Raw genomic sequence first — 21,097 nt, forward strand, 5'->3', positions numbered from 1 at the left:
CTGATCAGGCAAAGTGGGCGGGGACGAGGCATGGGCGGGGTCGAGGAGACGCGGGGTGGCGGGGCTGAGCGGGCGACCTCGCGGGATGTCGCCCGGCTTGCCGGGGTGTCGCACACGGCCGTGTCCTTCGTCTTCAACGGGCGTGCCCAGGGCAACCTCTCCGCCGAGACGCAGGAGAAGATCCGCAAGGCCGCCGAACAGCTCGGCTACCGGCCGAACGCGGTCGCCCGTGGCCTGCGCCGGCGTCGTACCGCCGTGATCGGTCTGGTCACGGACGAGATCGCCACCTCGCCGTTCGCCGGACGGCTGCTGCGCGGGGCCATGGACATGGCGTGGAGCAGTGAGCATCTGGTGCTCACCGTCGACTCCGGGCAGGACCCGGTCGCCGAGGACGCGGCCGTCGCCGAACTGCTCGACCGGAGGGTCGACGGGATCATCTACGCCGCGCTGTCGTTGCGCCGCTCCCGAGTCCCGGAAGGGCTGCACCGCACGTTCGCCGTGCTCGCCAACTGTCTCCCCGAGGACGGCTCCCTCCCGGCCGTCATCCCCGCCGAGCGGGCCGGTGGCCGCAGCGCCGCCCGCGTCCTTCTCGACGCGGGCCACCGCCGTGTCGCTCTGGTGGGCGGTCTGGACGACATCGCGACCGCGGAACGACTGCGCGGCTTCCGGGACGTGCTGCGGACGGTGGGGCTGACCGCCGAGAAGGACTGGATCCTGCGGACGGGAGGGGAGATCGCCGCCGGGTACCAGGGCGCGCTGCGGCTGCTGGACGGTGTTCCCGCCTACCGGCGGCCCACGGGGATCGTCTGCTACAACGACCGGGTCGCCGCGGGCGTCCTCCACGCCGCCGCGCGCCTGGGCCTCGACGTGCCCGCCGAGCTGTCCGTCGTCGGCTATGACGACCAGGAACACATGGCGGCCTTCCTCAGCCCGCCCCTCACCACGGTCGCTCTGCCCCATCGCGCGATGGGCGAGACGGCCGTCCGCCTGCTCCTGGACGCCATCGACAGCGGGACCGCGCCGCCGGTCACCACCCGGCGGCTGGAGTGCCCCGTCGTCACGCGGGGTTCGGTGGGACCAGCTCCCAGCCCGTGACCTCGACGTCCGTCCCCTGCACGGTCAGCTCCGCGATGTCGTCGTCCCGTCGGTACACCCGTTCCGTGGCCGTCGCCCGGTCGCTCGCGAACAGTTCCAGCAGGGAGCCGTCCACGAGGATCCGTACGGTGAGGGTCTCGCCCTGCGAGGTCGGCAGGACCAGGGGGGCCGTGCCGTCCGGGCGGGAGCGTGGCCAGGCCGTGCGGTCCAGGGTCACCGTGCCGGACGCCGGGTCGAGTCGCACGGTCAGTTCGGCCCCGGACGTGGCCCGCAGCAGACTCACGGTCGCCGCCGAACGGGCAGTCACCAGCAGGTCGTACGCGAGGGGGAGTGGCCGGTGCGGTCCTGGTGCGGCCGTGAAGGGGACGGCCGCTCGCAGTAGTTCGAGCTCCGGAGCCGGTACGACCCGTAGCGTGCCGTCCTCGTGGGTGTCCATCACCCGGGGTGCCGTGAGGACGCCGGACCAGCCCGCGCGGTCCACCTCCTCGGGCGGGCGTGACTCCCAGGACCAGCCCCAGAGCAGGGCGCGGCCGGACTCCGTGTCCTGGAGGACGGAGGGGGCGTAGAAGTCACGGCCGAGGTCCAGCGGGCCGCCGCCCGTACCGGCCGCGAACCTCGGTCCACCGTCCGCCTGCTCCACCATTCGGCCCGTGACGTACGCGGTGCTGAGCGGCTCGCCGTCCCACAGGGCCACCGCCAGCACCCAGTCGCCCCCGGGGGTCGCCCACAACTGCGGGCACTCCCAGCCGATCGCCCGCTTGCCGAAAGCGCGGGCCGCCGCCGGGTCCCGGCCGTCCAGCAGGACCCCGGCGAACCGCCAGTCGTACAGGTCCTCACAGTCGTACACCAGGACGGACGGGGTGCCGTCGGCGTGGCCGGCGCCCATCAGCGCCCAGCGGCGTCCGGCGAAGCGGAAGACGAAGGGGTCCCGGAACATCGTCACGTCCAGGCCGGGCGGTGGGCCGGCGACCACCGGTACCGGCAGCTGCTTCCACTTCCGGAGGCCGTCGTCCTCGGCCACGGCGAGACAGATCGCGCTCAGGCCCTGGTGGTCGTGGTCGATCCCGGAGTACACCGCTGTCGGTACACCACCGTCGTCCACCACGCAGCCGGACCAGCAGCCCGCCTCGTCCGGGCCGTCGGGCGTGGGGCGCAGGGCGATCCCGTGGTCGTCCCAGTGGGCGAGGTCGGGGCTGGAGGCGTGGCCCCAGTGAACGTTCGTGTGCACGGGGGCGTCGGGGTTGTGCTGGTAGAAGAGGTGGTATCGATCGCCCCAGCGGAACGGGCCGTTCGGGTCGTTCATCCAGTTGGCCGGCGGGCGCACCCTGAAACGCGGGCTGTCGGCGTCGGTCGACCGGCTCACGGAACTCAACGATTGACTCCTGCGGATGTGATGCCCTCGCGCAGAGGGCGCTGGCCGACGACGAACACGACGACGGCGGGGATCATGGAGAGGACGACTCCGGCGAGGACGACGGAGATCGAGCCGGTGCCGAGGTTGCCCTGGAGGGAGACCAGACCCAGGGGCAGCGTGAGGTTCTCGGTGGAGGTTTCGAGGATCAGCGGCCGGAAGAACTCGTTCCAGTGGTAGTTGAAGGCCAGCACGCCGACGATGGCGAGACCGGGGGCCGCCAGGGGCGCGTACACCGACCGGAAGACGCGCCACGGACCCGCGCCGTCGATCATCGCCGCCTCGCCCAGGTCCTTCGGCATGCCCAGGAAGTACTGGCGCATCAGGAAGGTGCCGAAGGCCGTCGGGAAGGCCGGGACGATGAGGCCGAGCAGGGTGTCGGTCAGACCCATCGTCTTCAGTTCCAGGAAGACCGGGACCATCGTGACCTGCAACGGCACCATCATCGTGGCCAGGACCAGCGCGAACAGCGGTTTCTTGAAGCGGAATTCGAGACGGGCGAAGGCATAGCCCGCCAGGCCCGCGGTGATCATCTGGCCGGCCGCGATCAGCGCGGTCACCAGGGTGGAGTTCAGTGCGTACAGCCAGACGTCGATCTGCTCGAAGACCCCGCGGTAGGCGTCGACGGTGGGGTCCGTGGGGATGATCTCCGGCGGCAGGTCGAAGGACTCCGCCGGCGTGCGCAGTGACGTCGACACCGTCCAGATGACCGGGCCGAGCGTCAACAGGGCGCACAGTGCCAGGCCTGCGATCCGGCCCCAGGGCGCCAGGCCGTGCCGTACGCGTGATGCGGTGGGGCTCGTGCGGGGACCCGGCATCGAACCCGATGACGAACCCGATGACGAACCCGAGAGGGAACTCGTACTCATCTGACTCACCCGGATCACTGGTAGTGGACGTAACGCCGGCTGAGCCGGAACTGGAGTGCGGTGACCGCCATGATCAGGGCGAAGAGCAGGACGCCCACGGCGGACGCCTCGCCGAAGCGGAGCTGCTCGAAGGCAGTCTCGTAGATGACCATCACGACCGTGCGCGTCGAGTCGCCGGGACCGCCCGCTGTGAGGACGTACGGCTGCTCGAAGACCTGGAGGGCGTTGATGATGCCGACCACGGACGCCACCAGCAGCGTGGGCGACAGCAGCGGCAGGGTGATGGCGAGGTGTTTGCGCACTCCGCTCGCGCCGTCCAGCGAAGCCGCCTCGTGCACCTCTTTCGGGATGTTGTTCAGGCCGCCGACGAACAGCAGGAACGAGAAGCCGAACTGCTGCCAGACGTACGCCAGGACCACGGCCGCCATCGCTCCGTTCTCCGAGGTCAGCCAGGGGACCGAGGGGATACCGACCGTGCCCAGCAGCCAGTTCACGGGGCCGAAGTCCTGGTTGAACAGGTACTTCATCACCACCGAGATGGACGCGGCGGACAGCACCAGCGGGAAGAAGAACGCCGAACGGAACACGGACCGCAGCCACTGGGGCATCCGGCCGTTCACCGCGATCGCCAGCACGAGCGCGATCAGCAACTGCAGTGCGACCGCGAGCACCATGAAGACGAGCGTGTTGCGGAAGGAGACGAGGACCGTCGAATCGGTCAGGATCTCCCGGTAGTTGGCCGCTCCGGCCCACCGCGGGTCGTCGATCACGTCCCACTGGAAGAGGCTGAGGACGACCGAGCCGGCGATCGGTACGACCGTGAAGACGACGATGCCGACGACGGTGGGCGCGAGGAACAGTACGGCGAGGAGGCGGGTGCCCCGGGTGCGGATGGTGGTGGCGGCCGTGGACCCGGACGCCTTACGGGTCCGACCGGTCCTGCGGTTCCCGCGGCTCTTGCGGGTGCGGGCGGGCTCCGGCCCCACCGGCCTGATCTCGGTGTTCGTCACACTTCACGCTCCATGGCCTTCTCCAGGTCCCCCTGCAGCCGGCGCAGCGCGGGACGCACCGCGCGGGGGCTCGCAAGGGCGGTTCCGGTGTGCTTGATCAGCAGCTGCTCGACCTCGTTGACCTGCGGCGGGGCCGGAATCGGGCCGGTGGTGGGGATCTTGTCGAGGGTGTCGTAGAAGACCTGCCAGTGGGCCGGGCCGGTCTCCCGGTAGCGGGCCGCGTCGACCATGGAGCGGCGGGCCGGAGTGGTCTGATTGGCCGCGAAGAGCTGGGTCATCACGTCCTTGCGGGCGGTGTACTTGATGAACTCCCAGGCCTCGTCCCGCATCTTCGACGTGCGCAGCATCGCGTACCCGGCGGCGCCGAACTGGTGACGCCGGGTGCGCCAGCGCGGGAAGTACCGCACGTCGTAGTCGGCCGGTTTCATGCCCGCCTGATGCAGGCCGCCCGCCCAGAAGCCGCCCGCGGGCGTGACACCGACGCGGCCGGTGGAGAAGACGCCGACGAGGTTGCGGCCGTCGCCGCCCTCCGGCCGGGTGCACAGGTCCTCCTGGACGAGGGAGGAGAGGTAGTCGTAGACCTCCGCGACGCGGTCGGAGTCGGCCAGGGGTGTCGTCCACCGGTAGCCGCCGCCCCGGCCGCGCCGCTGTGCCTCGGGATAGAAGGAGTTCCAGAGCCAGTCGCCGCCGGGGGCCTTGGACTCGGTGAGGAGGTTGGTGTCGTTGGCGAAGAGCCAGGGGACCACTCCGCCCCACAGCCGGTTGGTCCAGAAGTACGGGGTGAACCGGTGGCCGTTGCTGCGTTTCATCGCTCGCAGCAGCGTGGTGAAGTCGTCACGGGTCCAGTCGTCGTCGGGGAGGCCGGCACCCGCGCGTTCGAGGACCCGGCTGTTGAGGTACATGTCGGCCGCGTTGAACTCGACCGGCAGCTGGTGGAGGCTCCCCTCGTACATCATCGACTCGACCAGCGAGGGATGGACGTCGGCGAAGTACGTGCGCAGCTCGGCCGCGTCCCGCTTCGCCCACCTGTCCAGCGGCACGCCGAGCCGCTGGGCGAAGAGCTGCACGCCCTCGGTGGCGACGTACACGAGGTCGGGTGCCGTGCCCGCGGCGATCTGGGTGAGGATCTTGGAGAAGAAGTCCGACCAGTCGTAGGCCTGTACGGGGTTGATGCGGATCCTGATGTCGGGGTGGACCTCGCGGAATCCGTCGCGCAGGGCGTGCTGCGCCTCGGGGTTGAAGGCGGAGCCCAGGGTGGCGATGACGAGCGAGCCGTCGTCGCGGCCGGGGATGTCGGCGGCGGTGAGGCGGTCCCAGCCGGCCGCGACACCGGCGAGAGCGGCGGCTCCGGCGCCGTACGCGCCGTAGCGCATCAGGGCCCGTCGGGAGAGGAGCGAGTCGGTCATCGGCGAGCCTAACTCGTGTTAGCCGAAGTTGATTCCACGATGATGAGAACCCCGCTGCGGCTCTGTCAAGGGATGTGCGCGGAGGGGAAGTTGCGAACGGCCGGTGCGCGAGGGCTTGACCTTTAACGAGTTAGGTATACGGTTCCGGTCCACATGAGCCGCGTCCCGACGACGACGTCGGGGAAGGGAGCCGCACGATGCGTGACATGAAGAGGAGTTCGCCCGGCCCGGGGGAGACACTGTCCAGGCGGTCGCTGCTGACGGCCTCGGCCGTCGGCGCCGCCGGTGTTCTGCTGCCGGACCTCGTGAGACCGGCGGTGGCGGTGCCCCGCGAGGCGACGGCCGCGTGCACGGGCAGCTACCGCGCCGAGTACCACTTCACGGTCCCCGACCAGTGGATGAACGACCCGCAGCGCCCGATCTGGATCGACGGCGAGTACCACTACTACTACCTCTACAACCCCGACTACTCGACGGGCGGCACGACGGCCGGCACCGCCTGGCGCCTGGCCACCAGCACCGACCTCGTCTCCTTCACCGACCGGGGCATCGCCGTGCCGAAGGACACGACTCCGGGTGGCGATGTCTGGTCCGGCTCGGCGGTGGTCGACACGGACGGCTCGGCGGGCTTCGGCGCGGGCGCGGTGATCGTCCTCGCCACCATGGCGCCGGACGAGGTCACCCAGGCCCAGTACCTGTACTACTCGACGGACGACGGCCGCACCTTCACGAACCACGGCACCGCTCCGGTCCTCCCCAACCCCGGCGTTCGGGACTTCCGCGACCCCAAGGTGATCCGCGACGAGGAACACGGACGGTGGGTGATGCTGCTTGCCGAGAACGACAAAGTCGGCTTCTACCACTCCGCCGACCTCAAGGCGTGGACGTACGTCGGCGGCTTCATCAAGGGCGGCATCGGCGTCCTGGAGTGCCCCGACCTGTTCCGGATCAGGGCGGACGACGGGACCTGGAAGTGGGTGCTGGGCGTCAGTGCCAACGGCAAGGGCTCGGGGCTGCCGAGCACGTTCGCGTACTGGACGGGTTCCTTCGACGGTACGGCCTTCACCGCCGACGCGTCCGATCCCCAGTGGCTGGACCACGGCTGGGACTGGTACGCGGCGGTCACCTTCGACAAACGTGACGCGAGCGGGGTCCTGGACCTGGACGCGCGGTACGCGATCGGCTGGATGAACCACTGGGACTACGCGAACACCACGCCCACGATGGAGTGCGACGGCTTCAACGGCACCGACTCGATCGTCCGCGAGGTGCGGCTGAAGCACGCGGCGGGTACGTATTACCTGGCGTCCCAGCCGGTGGCGGCCCTGGACGACCATGTGTCGCGCACGGTGGACCTCGGCGACATCGTGGTCGACGGCACACGATCGCTCGACTACACGGGTACCGCGTACGAGCTGACCTGTGAGATCACGTGGGACCAACTATTGGGCGCCGGCCTCCAGTTGCGGCGGTCGTCGGACGGTGGGCGGCACATCGACGCGGGGGTCTACGGTGACTACGCCTTCGTCAACCGCGGTTACACCGTGAGCCCCGACACCTCCGGCCGCTGGCAGGAGAGCCGCACGCCGTTCGACCTGTCCGCCGGCACGGTCCGCCTGCGGATCCTCGTCGACCGCACGTCCGTCGAGATGTTCGTCGGCGACGGCCGGTACGTGCACTCGACCGAGGCCTTCCCCGACCCGTCCGACACCGCACTGGCGCTCTTCACGATCGAGGGGCAGGCGGTGTTCCGGAACGTGGTGATCCGGGAGTTCACGGTCTGATCCGACGGGGAGGTGGCCGGGGCGGGCCGAGAGGCTGCCGACGACCGGCGCGCCAGGGCTCTCCATACGAGGTGGAGTCGACCGGCGGCACCATCACGGTCACCGAAGCGGGCATCGACCCGGAGGATGCCCTGGCCGAAGGCACCAACGTCGACGGCGTCTCCGACCCGGAGCGGGCCTGCCCTCTCATTCGGGATCAGGGATCCTCGCTCCGGTATCTGGTCGGCCACGGTCCGCCCGGCCGACCAGATACCGGGACCCGCCGCCCGCTCGGTCGCCGGGCGGCGGGGCAAGGGATGTCAGCCGGTCGCGGCACCGATGTCGAGGTAGTCGACGTTGGGCAGTCCGGCCGCGGTGGTCGGATCCAGGCGGATGGTGTTGCTGCCGGCGTTCAGCGGGACGGTCACGGTCTTGGTCGACCACGTCGACCACGCGCCGGTGGACTCGAACGACACGGTTCCCACCGTGGACCCGTTGACGACCAGGTTCGCCGGCCTCGCACCGCTGTCGGCGCCATTGGCGAACCGGACCGACACCGTCGCCGTACCGGCGGTCGCGGGTGTCACGGTGAACTGTGCGAAGGCCCCCGCAGCGGCATCGCCGTTGCAGAACCCGCCGCCGGAGAAGCCGGCGTGATCCGAGTCGACCGTGCCCTGGCACACCGCCGGCGCGGTCTCGGCCTCGTATCGCTGTCCCGATGGCGCGTCGGCAGAGGTCTTGACCAGTGAGAGTTGGTCGACGGTGACGCCGCCCGAACCCGACGCCCGCACGGTGACGGTGGCGGCCCCGCTGGGCAGCGCGATGCCGGTGAGCTCGCGCTTGGCCCAGCCGCTCGACGACGGGATGCCGAGGGTGCGTTGGCTGCCGTTGGCGCCGGTGATCACGACCTGTCCGGCGCTACCCCGAGCGTGCAGGGACAGGGTGTAGGTGCCTGCGGGCACCGACGCGATCCGCTGCTCGACGCCGCCGCTGTTGCTCACCTGGAGGGCGAAGCGGGACCCGTTCGCACCACCGTTGACGTTGGTCACCGAACCGCCGAGGTTCCGCCATCCCCGCACACTGGAGACGATGATGCGGTCAGCCTGGATGTCCGGGTTGAGGATGTAGTTGTTCGCCGGCCCGACCCGCCACTCTCCGGTCGTGACGTTGAACTGCCACTGGCTCACCGAGTGGAACTGCGGCCTCGCGCCGGTCTTGGTTATCGGCACCCACTGGTTGTACCCGATGCCGTTCCAGGCGAAGTCGGCCCAGCGGTCGCCGGCGTAGATCACCGTGTTCTGCTTGGTGCCGTTGACCGTCACGAAGAACCCGGTCTGGGTCACGTGGCTGTAGTCCATCTCGGTGCCGGCAAGGACGTACTCGCTGCTGTACGAGCCCTGAACGTTGCTGCTGGTCGACTCATTGACGTAGTTGACCGAGGTGTTCCAGCCGTGCAGGGCCGACGCCGCGTGGTAGTACTTGCCGTCGAGCTTGAACATGGCGTTGCCCTCGCGACCGTCGCCGCGGCGGATCTGCACGCCCGGCTCGATCCGCAGCGAGTCGGACTCCCGGAACTTGGCCACGAAGCCGCGCGACCGTCCTTCGCGGTTGGAGAAGATCAGGTAGTCCTTGCCGTCGTCGTCGGTGAAGACGGTCTGATCTCCGGTTCCGGTCGTGGGCGAGTTGGTGATCTGCGTCTGGAAGTAGCCGTAGTCGAAGGTGTCGGTGGGTGAGTCGCCCTGCAGCAGCAGAACGCCGTGCCCGCCCCTGCCCGTGTGCCACATCTGCACGGCGAGCACGTACTTGCCGGTGTTCTCGTTGTACGAGACGCCGAGCCGCCCGACCCAGCCCGCACCACCCAGGTTGGCGCCACTGCCCACCCCGGTGGAGCGCGTCGCGACCCGGTTCTCGAACTTCCAGTTCACCAGGTCCTTGGACGAGTACACGGGGATCGAGACGAAGCTGACGTTGCCGTCGTACTTCCTCGTCGGATTGGCCCGGTAGAGCTCGGCGCCGGTGTAGTGCACGCCGTACCAGTAGTAGGTGTCGCCGAACTTGAAGACCCCGCCGCCCTGCGAATAGATGGGGTTGCCGCTGGTGTCGTTCCAGAAGGTGTTGTTCGTGATGGTCTGGAACGTGCCTTCGTCGGCGGCCTCCAGGTCGGCGGCGGCGGTCATCAGTGCCGTCTTCGCGGCGGCGACCTCAGACGTGCCGGCCGAGGTGTCGTCGGCGACATCGGCCGCGTCGGTCAACGCCTTGGCGAAGGGCTTCCAGGAGTCAGCCGTGTACTTCGACGGAGTGCGTGTCCGGTAGTCGGACACCAGGTACTCGAGGCCGCGATCCACCACCGGTGCGGCGGCGGCGCCCTGGTCCTGGAGCGCCGTTGCCGGTGTCTTCGTCGCCGGTGTCTTCGTTGCGGGTGTCTCCGCCGCAGCGGTGCCCGCCGAGAGTGGTGCCGCTAACGCCACGGACAACAGGGCGGCGGCAGCTGCCTTCCAGTACTTCGAAACGACACGCGATCTTTGCTTCACTATGTCACCTTCCATCGTTCTCAAAGGCGCCGGGATCCGGCGCGCTTCCGCTGAAGGGCAGTCCCACGTCGGTGCCCCTGTCGATCAGGGCGCTGTTCGTCGCGAGACGGAGGTGGGGCAGTACGGGCAGGCTCCCGTCGGTCTGGCGGGGCGCGTCCCAGCCGGACGTCGACACACTCCGGAACTGGGAGTCCGACAGGGGGACGCCGAGGTTCCAGGAGTTGTACGCGGCGTTCGTGCCGGTCATGTACGACGTCGGCGTGCCGGTGTAGGCGATGTTGTTGCGCAGGTTGCCCCGGCCGACGGCGGCGCCGCGGGAGTCGATCCCCCGCATGTTGAAGTTGGGGTGGTTTCCGTAGCCGGTGTTGTTGAAGAAGTCGTTGGCCACCGGGTGGTGGTTGGCGTAGAAGCCGGCCGCCTTGTTGAGGAACGCCACCGAGAAGCGGACGGTGTGCTTGGGCGCGTTGGCTTCGTAGTCGCCCCCGTAGCCGCCCGACTTGAAGCCGGCTCCGTTGCCGGAGGGCGTCGTCGTCCCCGGCATGTACCCGTTGCGCCACGCCCAGGAGTTCTCGATGGTCACGGGCGAGTAGGTGGAGATGAGGTCGAACCCGTCATCGGCGTTCCACCAGGCTCGGCAGCCCCGGAACACGTTCGCCGAGCGGCCGGCCGGCGTGTAGTGCGAACCGAACCCGTCGGCGTTCTCGCCGGGCCCGTCCTTGCTGCGCGGGTCGTAGTTGTCGTGCGAGTCCGAGTTGAGGACGAGGTTGCCGCTCCCGCCGTTGATGAACAGGCCTGTTCCCATGTGGTGGTGGGTGTCGATCTGCTCGAAGACGCCGTTGCTGCCGGAGATCCAGATGCCCCAGGACTCGGCGTTCCGGTTGTTGTTCTGGGGAACGCCCTTGACTTCCAGTCCCTTGAGGTGGATCCAGTTGCCGGTGACGTTGAAGCCCTTGATGCGGCAGTTGTCCGTCATCCGCGAGAAGTCGAAGACCGGTTTCTCGCCCGGGTGGGCCCAGTACCGGATCGGGTTGCCCGGACTGCCGCTCTTGTTCAGGGTGATCGCGTCGACTCTCGAGGTCTGGCTCGAACAGGCGCTGTTCGCGCGGGTGTAGGCGTAGGTGCCGCCCCGGAGATAGACCGTGTCACCCGCCTTGGCGACGGCCTGCGCGCGGGCGATCGATGCCCACGGAGCGTTCTGCGTGCCCGCTGCGCCGTCGTTCCCGTTCGGGGCGACGTAGTAGGTGTTTCCGGCCGCCTCGTCGCTCGCGGACGCCGAGGCGGGGGCCATCGTGAGGGAACTCGCCGTGACGACCGAGAGCAGGAGGACTGGAGTGACGAACTTCGCGGTTCTCACAGCGTCACCTCCCTGAGTAGGTGATGTTCGGCCGGGGCGGCCGGGTCATGCCGGCACCGAGGAAGTAGTCCACGTGGTGGGACTGCATGTATCCCTTGAGCGTCATGGCGTTGCGGTAGGCGGGGTTGTGGGCGAGCGTGTACAGCCGTGTGCTCGTCGGGTGGTCGGTGGTGAAGATGATCAGCTGGTTGTGGCTCGCGTTGGTGTACACGGCCTCCTCGCGCCAGTCGCCGAGGATGTCGCCGTAGAAGGTGGGCTGGACGTTCTGGCTGGCGTCGACCGCTCCGTAGCGCGAGGTGGTGAGCAGTCGTGCCAGGCTGTTGGTGGGCTTGGGGTTGTTCGGGTCCCACTTCTCGAACTTGCCGTCGTTGAGCAGTTCCATCGTGATGTCGCCGTCCCACCACAGGCCCAGCTGCGGCCAGGGACGCAGCGAGGTGTTCGGTTCGGTGAGGCGGTTGGCGGGTGCGTTGTAGAGGCCTGAGAAGGACCAGACCTCCATGCCGGGGAACCGCGGGTCGATGTCGCCGGCCATGCCGCGTCCCACGTCGGCGGTGCCGGACGCGGAGTGCCGCCAGATCATGGAGCCGCCTGCGGCGTCGTAGTAGTACTCACGCAGACCGCTGGGGTTGTTCTGCTGGACGCCGTAGCCCTGCAGTCCCGGGCGGTCGGGGTCCATCTTGGCGATGTGGAAGCGGTCGCCGTGGACGACGCCCGCGGGGCCCAGGGAGTACCGCAGGGTGCCGTTGCCGTTGAGCACGAACCCGATCTCGGCGACCTCGTCGGTCCCGTCGCCGTTGACGTCGATGACGCGGGTGTTGTGCCCGTCGGGTGTGTTCTGGTTGCCGCGCAGCCACTTCCACTGCTGGGTCAGGGACTGGCCGGTGAACTGCCAGGCGCCCATCATGAGGTTGAACGCCCCGTTGCCCCTCCGGTTCTTCATGAAGGCGACCAGACTGGGCCGGGAACCGTCGAGGTAACCCACACCGAACCGGGCGTACATCGGGCCGTCCGCCAGGTAGTCCGTCGGCACGGGAGCGGTCGCGCGGGGCGCCCCGGTCATGCCGTCGAGAATCGCGATGAACTGGCGGTTGTTGTCGCTGTGGGTGAAGGTGGTGCCGTTACCGAAGCGGACTCCGTTGGCGATCCGCACGGCGACCTCGGCGCGGCCGTCGCTGTCGAAGTCGTAGACGGTCACGCCGTCGTTGTGGCCGACGTCGATGGTGGACGATCCGCCTTCGATGTTGTTCTGGTTGGTGCTGTTCGGCCCCATGTTGACCGACCAGAGGAGCTGCCCGTCGCGCCGGTAGGCCTCGAGTGTCTGCGGCGATGTCTGGCGGTCCAGGACGAAGTCGTACTCACCGTCGCCGTCGAGGTCGCCGACCCAGACGAACTTCACCGGGCCACCGGCGCGCAGCGGTATGCGAACGGCCGGCTCGACGGCGTGGTTGGCGGTCAGGGTGAAGGCGCCGCTCGGTGGCTGCTCCACGCCGTTGATCACGGGCCGTACCCGGTAGGTGTTCGACCGGGACAAGTCGGCCGTCGAGTCGGTGAAGTTGGTGCCTTGGGTCAGGACCGCGGAGTTGAGCCTGGCCTCCTGGCCTCCGGCTGTGGACCGGTACACGTTGAACCCGATGCCGTCCGGATCGAGTCCCAGCAGCCGCCAGGAGACGAGAACACTGGTGTTGCTCGACCGTACGGCCACGACGCCGCGGCCGAGGTTCTCCATCGGCCTGGCGGCCGCCGCCGTGACGCCGTCCGCCGGCGTCGCGGCACCGGCGTCGACCGAGAACGTCGTAGTCGCGGCGGACAGCAGGACGGCTGCGGCCCCGGCCAACGAGGCTTTGATGGAACGTTTCATGGATCCTCCCGTGCAGGAGCAGAGCGGGTGATCACCACCGGCCACGAGTGCGCCGGGACAGTTCGGGCATCGGTGCCCTCCGCCTGAGGCGGTCTTAAAACGTTTACTAGCCGCGATGACATGATCGTGTCAATATGTGCGGCGCTCAGCGCCGTCAGCGCTGGTAGTGATCGCTCTGCCGCTCAGTCATGACCCCGGACGTCAGTGCAAACGCTTAAACTCATGCCTTCGGTCGGTGGGGTGCTGTCTCCCGCCCGGGAGGGGACCAGGCGCACCGGGTCGCGGGGCCCGAGGCACGCGGACCAGAGCGCTCACCACCTCGCGTCCCGCCTCCCGCCTCAGCCCTCCCGCGTTCCGCGTCCCGCCTTCCGCGTCACGGAGGTCCCGCCGCGGCCGGAGTGGCCCCGAGGCGGCGTTGGCGGCGGGTGTACGTGGTGACGGCCCGCCAGAGGTCCCGGCGGTCGGTGTCGGGCCAGAGCCCGGGGGTGAAGTGGAGCTCGGCGTAGGCCGTGTGCCACGGGAGGAAGTTGGAGACGCGCTGTTCGCTCCCGGTGCGCCAGAGCAGGTCCACGTCCGGCATGTCCGGGTGGGGCAGGTGCCGTGCGAAGTCCTCCTCGGAGATCAGGTCCGGGTCCAGATGACCGGCCCGGGCCCGGCGGGCCAGGGCGGCGGCGGTGCGGGTGATCTCGTCCCGGCCGCCGTAGTCGATGCACATCGTCACCGTCAGGCCGGTGCGGGTGCGGGTGGTGCGCTCCCGCAGGTGGAGAAGGTCGACCAGGTCGGCGGGCAGGCGCCCGGCGCGGCCGTGCCAGCGCAGGTGGACGTCGAGATCGCGGAAGGGGTTGTCGGCCACGTCGCGGCGCAGGAGGCCGAGGATCGCGTCGACCTCTTCGGGGTCGCGGTTCCAGTTCTCGGTGGAGAACGTGTAGAGCGTCAGGTGGCGCAGGCCGAGTTCCAGGGCGCCGTGGACCACTTCGCGTACGGCGTCGGCGCCGGCCCGGTGGCCCTCGTGCCGGGGCAGGCCGCGCTGCTGGGCCCAGCGGCCGTTGCCGTCCATGATCACGGCGACGTGGGAGGGAAGGCCGCCGGGCGGGACGGGCGGGGGCTGCTCACCGCTGGGGTGGGGCGGCGGGCGACGGAAGGTCACAGGGGCCGCCGGCTGCGCGGGCGTGAAGGGCCTGCGCGGGGTGGCTCGCTGCGGGGGCGGGACCGTCAGGGGCGTCAGGCTCCAGGCCAGGGCCGCGCGGGTGCGGGCGGGGACCAGGACGCGGGCCCGGGCGCGGAGCGAGGGCCGGGGCGGGGTGCGCAGGAGGGACGGGCCGGCCGAGTCGATCGCGTCGAGCTGGGCGCGCAGCAGCGCGGCCATCGTGTGCAGGACGGTCGCGGGGCCGGGGTGCATGCCGCGGGTGAGGGCGGGCTGGGTGACCCACTGGCGGGCCAGCCCGGTCAGGTGCGCGATCAGCCCGGAGACGGCGGGGCTGAAGCGGCGCCGGGTCAGGTCGTCCGCGGAACCGGGGTGCTGGTCGAGGGCCTCGGCGGGCAGCAGGAGGTCGCCCTGGGCGAGGTCGGCGGACAGGTCCGTGAGGATGTCGGTGAGCCGGACGCCGTCGAGGAACTCCTCGTAGTTCTCCCGCGTGTCCAGACGCAGGGCGACGGGGACGCCGGCCCGGTCGAACACCGCGCGGACCTGGCTGAACCAGGGCAGCAGGTTGTCCCGGCCCCAGGTGCGCCACTCGGTCCAGTCCGTGAAGCGCCTGCCGCGCGTGTCGTCCTGGACCTGGGTCATGGCGCCGCTCAGTTCGGACAGGTCCAGGCGCCAGCGGGCCGCGGTGTCCACCAGGGCGTGGCGGATCGGGTCCTCGCTTGTCCCGGTGGGCAGTTCGCGGTGCAGGGCGGTGATCCAGGCCTCCACCCGGGCGGCCCGTTCGGCGGCGGGGGCGGTGCGGTCGTCGCCCAGGTCGTCGAGGGCGTTGGCCGCGGCCCACAGGGCGTGAAGCGCCGGGCGCAGGGCGGCGGGGACCAGCTGGATCAGGGCGTACTCCGCCGGATCCTCGTGTCTCGTGCGGCGCCTGCACAGCCGGTAGGCCGCCCGCAGTGCCGGGTCGTCGCCGGTCACCGGCAGGTCGGAGGTGGCTCGTCGGTCTGCCGGTGCCGTGGTCGCGGGATCGCTCACAACGAGGACCATACGTCCTGGTCCGGCCCGGTGATCAGCAGGGACCGGTGCGCGTCAGCGATCCGTCCCGGCCCCTCCCCGGGCTCGCGGAGCCGGGGCGCCCGCGGGAACGTCCCGCCGCCCGGGTACCTCACGCCCCCGGGCCCGGGTCCGGCCGCACGGCCTCGGAGATGCCGGCCCGGGCCGCCTCCAGCTGCGCGGCGAACGCGATGCCGAGGAACAGCGCCACACCGGTCAGGTTGGCCCACAGCAACAGGGCGACGAACGCCGTCAGCGGCCCGTACACCGCGCCGAAGGATCCGCTCTCGGCGACGTAGAGCGCCAGCAGCCAGGTGGCCCCGACCCACAGCACCAGATGGACCGCGGAGCCGAACGCCAGCCAGGTGTAGCCCGGCTGGATCCGGCGGGGAGCCCAGCGGAAGATCACCGCCGAGGCGACCCACGCGAGCACCACGCCGAGCACCACGTCGAGCGCACCCCACCAGCCGAGCCACGCGCGGGACCAGCCGAGGGCCTCCACCACCGCACGCCCGACGGCGTCCCCCGCCACGAGCACGAGGAACCCCAGGACCATCGGCATGCCCGCGGCGAGGGCGAGCAGCAGGGACCGGCCGTACTTGGCCAGGAAGGGGCGGTCGCGCTCGATGCCGTAGATGCGGTTGGCGCCCCGCTCGACCTGGGCCATCGCCGAGGCCAGGTTGAGGACGGCGAAGCCCAGGCCCAGCCACATCGCGACGGCGCCCCAGACGGAGGAACCGGCGCTGCGCGCGGTGCCGTCCAGGGCGTCCTCGACCAGCTCCGCGCTGGCGCCGGGCACGATGTGGCCGAGGGTGAGTTCGATGACCCGTCCCACGCTCTCCGTGTGCACGGTGGTCGCCACGCCGACCAGCGCGATTGTGAACGGCACCATGCCCAGGACCACCTGGAAGGCGAGGGATCGGGAGCTGCTGAAGCCGTCGGCGTAGCGGAACCGGGTGAACGCGTCGAAGAGCAGCCGGCGGCCTCCGTAGTGCCGCAGCGCGGCGAACGCCTCGTCTCCGGAGAGTTCCTCCCCGATCATGTCCCGCGTCTGCGGGACGTGCGCTGCGGTGCCCATCGAGAGGGTCTCCGTCTGTCACGCGTCAGAAGGGCATGCGGCCCCGCGTGCGGCGGCCGGCCGAGCCGCTGCGGCTCACCGCGCGGGAACCGGTGTGGAAGGGCTTGGCGAAGAGCCTGCCCAGGACTCCGGGCGCCTTGCCGCCGGCCCGGGCGCCGGCGCCGAGCGAGCGCTGGGTCCCGCGCTCGGGGTGACGGGACAGACGGGGGACGAGGAAGGCCAGCGCGGCCAGGACGACACATCCGGCGATGACGACGGCGACGATCACGGGCTGCTCCCTTGACTGGTCGGGGAGACACGGGTGCCCCGTCGTGCCGCCTCCATGTGGCCGGCGCCCCGGGCGTGCGGTCCCGGCCCGGGGGACGTCAGCCGTTCGTTCCGGCGTCGTCGGTCGCGGTGCCTTCCGTGTCGTCGTCGCGTTCGCCCTCCGCCTGGGACGGGGTGGGCCGGGGGGCGTGTCCCGGTCGTCGTCGTCGCGCTCGCCTTCGGCCTGGGACGGGGTGTGGTCGCTCATGGTCTGTCTCCTCGCGCGGCTGTCGGCTGCCGTGTACCCCGGTGGGCACGGAAGGACCGCCCGCGCGGTGGCACCGGGCCGCCAGGAGCAGGAGACCAGGGCGATGTCCACGCCGCGCCGACCGCGGACGCCCGCGTAGCGCCTGAGCTGCGGGTCGGAGGGGGTGCGGGTCGTAGGGGGTGCGGGCGGTGCCGGGCGCGACCGTCACCCACGGCCCCTCAGCCGTGACGGCGCCTCGCGACAGCCCTCTGCAACGCCGAGCGCAGCGCGGCCGACGGCGCCGGGCCGTCCGTCTCCGCGCTCGCGGTCACCGCCGCCGCGACATCCCGCAGCTTCGTGTTCGACAGCTGGGACGTCTCCCGCAGAATGTGCCACGCCTCGTCGGACGTGCAGCCGTGCGTCGCCATCAGGATCCCCCGCGCCTGGTCGATGACCGGCCGGGAGGCGATGGCGTGACGCAGCTGCTCGACCTCCTCCTGGAGGACGTGCATGCGCTCCGCGCGTTCCAGGCAGACCACCGAGGGAGCGGGAGCCGACGGCGGCGCCAGGGCCGGGCCGGTCATGTCCCGGCCGCTCAGCGGGTCGGCCGTGTCCAGACCCGCCAGCTCCAGGATCCGCCGCGGCTGGCCGTTCCAGTTCGTGGCCGTGACCGCCAGCGCCCCTTGCCGGCCGTGCTCGCCCAGCACCTCCAGGAACCGCAGGCCGGCCGTGTCCATGAAGTGCACGCCCCCCATGTCCAGATCGACCCGGGTGACGGTGGCCGGCAGGTCGGCCAGGGTCTTGGCCAGGATCTCCGCGCAACCGTGGACGAGCTCACCGCTCGGGGTGAGCTCGGCGCGGTCCGCGTCCACGCGGCCACTGATCACCAGGGTGTTCAGCCTTCCCGTGGGATGTGGTGATGCCGCTGAGGTCATGTCACCGCCTTGTCGGTCCTCATCGGTCGGGTTCGTCTCGCCGGACTGCACGACGCCACTCACCCCCGTCGACGTCGGTGTGGAGGTGCGCCTGCCCGCCGTACGGCTTACTACACACGGTTGGAGGGAATGACCGTGTCCGGTGCGGGTACGAGCGCTGTGGGCCACGAGCGTGGGGAGAGGGCGTGAACACTCAGCAGCTGCCGGCCGCCGGGTCCCGTGGTCCCGAGCCGGGCCTGGCGGTTTTCCCGCTGGCCGGGCAGCAGGGCGTCCGGGCGGCGGGCGAGGTCGGCCTGACGACGCGCTCGATCTGGGAAGGCGTACTGGAGCAGGCCGTTCGCGAAGGTGAGGACGTGTACTACCTGGAGCTGTCCGATGTGACGTTCGTCGACGTCGCGGGTGCCGGGGCGCTCGCGGCGGCCGCCGGGCAGCTTCCCGACGGCCGGCGGTTCGTGGTGCGCCGGCCGCCGGCGGCCCTGCGCCGGACGCTGGACCTGCTGTGGCCCGGCCACGCCGGGATCGAGGTGGCGTCGTCATGACCGTTGCCGTGACCGAACCCTTCGGGCCCCTCGACCCCTTCGCCCACCCGGCGCTCTTCTACCGGGACGAGCAGGAGTACCTCGACGGCACCCTGCCCTTCGTGTACGACGGACTGGAGGCCGGTGACCCGGTGGCGGTCGCCGTGCCCGGCAAGAACCTCGTCCTGATCCGGGACGCACTCGGTGACGCCGCCGCGGACGTGCGGCTCCTGGACATGCGCGAGGCCGGACGCAACCCGGGGCGGATCATCCCCGGCGTGCTGCGCGCCTTCGCCGACGCCCAGCCGGCCGGCCGTCGGGTGCGGATCATCGGCGAGCCGGTCTGGGCCGGACGCTCCGACCTCGAATACCCCGCCTGTGCCCAGCACGAGGCGCTCATCAACGCCGCCTTCCGGGGTCGCACGGCGACCATCCTGTGTCCGTACGACGTCGGAAGGCTGCCCGAGCACATGGTCGCGGACGCCTACGCGACCCACCCCACCGTCATCCCCTCCGGTTCCCGGGCTCAGCAGGCCAACGACGCGTACGCCCCCGAGGGTGTCGTCACCCGCTACAACGAGCCGCTGACGCCCGTACGGGACGCGCTGACGTTCCCCTTCGACTCCGACTCGCTCTCCCACGCACGGCACGTGGCCGTCGGGGAGGGCGCGCGGCTCGGCCTCGTCGGCGTCAAGCTGGACGACCTGGCCCTCTCCGCGGCCGAGCTCACCACCAACAGCGTGGTGCACGGCGGCGGCTCGGGTGTGCTGCGGGTGTGGGCCGAGGACGGGTACGTGGTGTGCGAGGTGCGCGACGAGGGGCGTATCACGAACGTCCTGGCCGGGCGCCAGCCCGTACCCCGCGACCAGCGCGGCGGGCGCGGCCTGCTGCTGGTCAACCTGATCGCCGACCTGGTGCGGGTGCACCGGGGCGACGACGGGACGACCGTGCGCTGCTGGTTCACCCGCTGACGCCCCGGCCGGAGCCTCGGCCAGGGAGCACGGGGTTCGGACCACGGGGTTCTGATCACGAGGGCTCACGGGGGCTGATCACGTTCTGCTGGCGCGGCGGCGTTCGCGTGCTGCTCTCGCGGTTCTGCTCGGGCGAGGCCGTTCGCGGTGCCGGTCGCGGTGCTGCCCGCGCGGTTCTGCTCGCGGTGCTGATCAGGTCCCCAGCGGGTCCAGTGCCAACGGCTCGATCCTGCCCTCCAGCATGGCGCCGAGGCCCTGTACCGCGCACACGCCCGGGCGCTCGGCGATGTGCACCGGCATGCCGGTCGCCTGCCGCAGCATCTGGTCCAGGCCCGGCAGCAGGGCACTGCCGCCGACCATCATGATCCCCCGGTCGGCGAGGTCGGCGACCAGGTCGGGCGGGCAGGCCCGCAGCACCTTGCCGATGCCGTCGAGGATCGCGGTGAGCGGCGCCTGGATGGCGTCCCGTACGGCGGCGGTGTCGACCTGGACGGAACGGGCCAGGCCCGTGGCGACGTCCCGGCCGTGGATCTCCGTCGAGGACGGACCCTGCGGGGTGAGACCGTTGCCTGACAGGGCGAGCTGCAGCGGACGTACCGACTGGCTCGGCAGCATCAGCTCGTGCTCGTGACGCAGGTGCTGCACGATCGCGTGGTCGACGGCGTCACCGCCCACGGGGATGCGCTCGGCGGTCACGATGGCGCCGAGGGACAGCACGGCCACCTGGGTGGCCGCCGCTCCGCACACCATGATCATCGTGGCCTCGGGCTGCTCCACGGGCAGCCCGCAGCCGACGGCGGCGGCGATGAGGGTGTCGACGAGTTCCACCCGGCGGGCCCCGAGGCCGACGAGCGTCTCGATCGCGGCGCGCTGGGCGAGCGGGTCCGCGTCGTGCGGGGTGCAGGCCGCGGCGCGCAGGATCGGCTTGCGGCGCAGGCTGCGGCGCATCTTGTCGCCGAGCAGGTGCCGCAGCATGCGCTGCGCCATCTCGATGTCCACGACGGTGCCGCCGGAGACCGGCCGGACCACCCGGATGAAGTCCGGGGTGCGGCCCGTCATCTTCTCCGCGAGCTCGCCGACCGCGATCAGCGCGCCGGTGCGGGTGTTCACGGCGGCGGCGGACGGCTGGTCGACGACGAGACCGGCGCCCTTGACGTAGACGCGGGTGCGGGCCGCCCCCAGGTCGACGGCGAAGTGGCAGCGGCGCAACTGCTCCAGACTGGCGGTCATGGCAGGTCCTCCCGAGAGCACAGACCGTGGGAGGCCGCCAGGTGGCGGACCTCGCAGACGTGGGGCCGCCGGGTGGCGGGCCTCCCTCGCATCGTGCGCGGGAGGGCCCCGGGCCGCCTTTCGGAGGGGGCCGGGCGGGGTGCCGCCGAACGGGGGGTTCGGGATCTCACAGGGAGCGCGCGGCCTCAGCAGGGGCGCGAGGGAGGTGACGGTGGGGTCGCAGCCGGCCTCGCGCGGCTGCCGGCCGGTGGTGGTGTTGCGGGCGAGGCCGATGAAGCGCAGCCCGGCCCGCCGGGCGGCCGCGAGCTCGGCGACCGTGGCCCCGATCACCAGGCCGGTGGCGGCGGTCCCGCCGCCGGAGCCGAGGGCGCGCAGCAGGCTGTC

16 protein-coding genes are annotated in these 21,097 nt (G+C 71.0%); 4 read left to right on the top strand and 12 right to left on the bottom strand.

Annotated elements, in window-relative coordinates; all coding sequences use genetic code 11:
* Positions 1–30: 30 nt before the first annotated feature.
* Entirely contained in the window at positions 31–1,095 is a 1,065-nt protein-coding gene (locus ACZ5TL_RS21555) for a LacI family DNA-binding transcriptional regulator (RefSeq protein WP_468591676.1), read from the top strand.
* Here the strand turns inward: ACZ5TL_RS21555 and ACZ5TL_RS21560 are convergent.
* The 4 genes from ACZ5TL_RS21560 to ACZ5TL_RS21575 form a co-directional block, all read right to left on the bottom strand.
* The gene (locus ACZ5TL_RS21560) at positions 1,058–2,467 is read right to left on the bottom strand and encodes a glycoside hydrolase family 32 protein (protein ID WP_468591677.1); all 1,410 of its coding nucleotides are present in this window, start codon (positions 2,465–2,467) and stop codon (positions 1,058–1,060) included. The two genes, ACZ5TL_RS21555 and ACZ5TL_RS21560, sit on opposite strands and share 38 nt — an antisense overlap.
* Positions 2,464–3,324: a carbohydrate ABC transporter permease gene (locus ACZ5TL_RS21565; RefSeq protein WP_468591678.1), complete on the bottom strand. Its 861-nt coding sequence runs from the start codon at positions 3,322–3,324 to the stop codon at positions 2,464–2,466. The genes ACZ5TL_RS21560 and ACZ5TL_RS21565 overlap by 4 nt, the downstream gene beginning before the upstream one ends.
* A gap of 65 nt (positions 3,325–3,389) precedes the next feature.
* Positions 3,390–4,385 (bottom strand): carbohydrate ABC transporter permease, encoded by a 996-nt coding sequence (locus ACZ5TL_RS21570; RefSeq protein ID WP_468591680.1) that lies wholly within the window; start codon positions 4,383–4,385, stop codon positions 3,390–3,392.
* Positions 4,382–5,791, bottom strand: coding sequence for an extracellular solute-binding protein (locus ACZ5TL_RS21575; RefSeq protein ID WP_468591681.1), 1,410 nt, complete (start codon positions 5,789–5,791; stop codon positions 4,382–4,384). Before ACZ5TL_RS21575 ends, ACZ5TL_RS21570 begins: the two co-directional genes overlap by 4 nt.
* Positions 5,792–5,988: 197 nt before the next feature.
* On the opposite strand from ACZ5TL_RS21575, the gene ACZ5TL_RS21580 reads away from it, so the two are divergent.
* Positions 5,989–7,575, top strand: coding sequence for a glycoside hydrolase family 32 protein (locus ACZ5TL_RS21580; RefSeq protein ID WP_468591682.1), 1,587 nt, complete (start codon positions 5,989–5,991; stop codon positions 7,573–7,575).
* A gap of 299 nt (positions 7,576–7,874) precedes the next feature.
* Here the strand turns inward: ACZ5TL_RS21580 and ACZ5TL_RS21585 are convergent, their stop codons facing one another.
* The 7 genes from ACZ5TL_RS21585 to ACZ5TL_RS21615 form a co-directional block, all read right to left on the bottom strand.
* Positions 7,875–10,085 (bottom strand): family 43 glycosylhydrolase, encoded by a 2,211-nt coding sequence (locus ACZ5TL_RS21585; protein ID WP_468591684.1) that lies wholly within the window; start codon positions 10,083–10,085, stop codon positions 7,875–7,877.
* Between the two features lie 4 nt (positions 10,086–10,089).
* Positions 10,090–11,439, bottom strand: coding sequence for a right-handed parallel beta-helix repeat-containing protein (locus ACZ5TL_RS21590; RefSeq protein WP_468591685.1), 1,350 nt, complete (start codon positions 11,437–11,439; stop codon positions 10,090–10,092).
* A 4-nt stretch (positions 11,440–11,443) separates the two neighbouring features.
* Positions 11,444–13,297: a rhamnogalacturonan lyase family protein gene (locus tag ACZ5TL_RS21595; protein ID WP_468591687.1), complete on the bottom strand. Its 1,854-nt coding sequence runs from the start codon at positions 13,295–13,297 to the stop codon at positions 11,444–11,446.
* 373 nt (positions 13,298–13,670) lie between these two features.
* On the bottom strand, positions 13,671–15,470 hold the full coding sequence (uppS, locus tag ACZ5TL_RS21600) for a polyprenyl diphosphate synthase (RefSeq protein WP_468591688.1): 1,800 nt from the start codon (positions 15,468–15,470) through the stop codon (positions 13,671–13,673).
* Between the two features lie 130 nt (positions 15,471–15,600).
* On the bottom strand, positions 15,601–16,566 hold the full coding sequence (locus ACZ5TL_RS21605) for a YihY/virulence factor BrkB family protein (protein ID WP_468591690.1): 966 nt from the start codon (positions 16,564–16,566) through the stop codon (positions 15,601–15,603).
* A gap of 25 nt (positions 16,567–16,591) precedes the next feature.
* Positions 16,592–16,834 carry a DUF6411 family protein gene (locus tag ACZ5TL_RS21610; protein WP_468591691.1) on the bottom strand — a complete coding sequence of 81 codons (243 nt, stop codon included), beginning with the start codon at positions 16,832–16,834 and terminating at the stop codon, positions 16,592–16,594.
* Between the two features lie 464 nt (positions 16,835–17,298).
* A complete protein-coding gene (locus tag ACZ5TL_RS21615; protein ID WP_468591692.1) occupies positions 17,299–17,994 on the bottom strand; it encodes an ANTAR domain-containing response regulator in 696 nt (231 codons plus the stop codon).
* A gap of 185 nt (positions 17,995–18,179) precedes the next feature.
* Here ACZ5TL_RS21615 and ACZ5TL_RS21620 point away from each other — a divergent pair, with 185 nt between their 5' ends.
* Together ACZ5TL_RS21620 and ACZ5TL_RS21625 are read left to right on the top strand one after the other, a co-directional pair.
* Complete coding sequence (locus tag ACZ5TL_RS21620) at positions 18,180–18,533, top strand: STAS domain-containing protein (protein WP_468591694.1); 354 nt, start codon at positions 18,180–18,182, stop codon at positions 18,531–18,533.
* Positions 18,530–19,483, top strand: a complete 954-nt coding sequence (locus ACZ5TL_RS21625) for an anti-sigma factor RsbA family regulatory protein (RefSeq protein ID WP_468591695.1) — start codon at positions 18,530–18,532, stop codon at positions 19,481–19,483. Before ACZ5TL_RS21620 ends, ACZ5TL_RS21625 begins: the two co-directional genes overlap by 4 nt.
* Before the next feature lie 192 nt (positions 19,484–19,675).
* Here ACZ5TL_RS21625 and ACZ5TL_RS21630 read toward each other — a convergent pair whose 3' ends face one another.
* Positions 19,676–20,713 carry a rod shape-determining protein gene (locus ACZ5TL_RS21630; protein WP_468591853.1) on the bottom strand — a complete coding sequence of 346 codons (1,038 nt, stop codon included), beginning with the start codon at positions 20,711–20,713 and terminating at the stop codon, positions 19,676–19,678.
* Between the last annotated feature and the right edge of the window lie 384 nt (positions 20,714–21,097).

It is taken from the genome of Streptomyces sp. NPDC033136 (assembly GCF_055578235.1).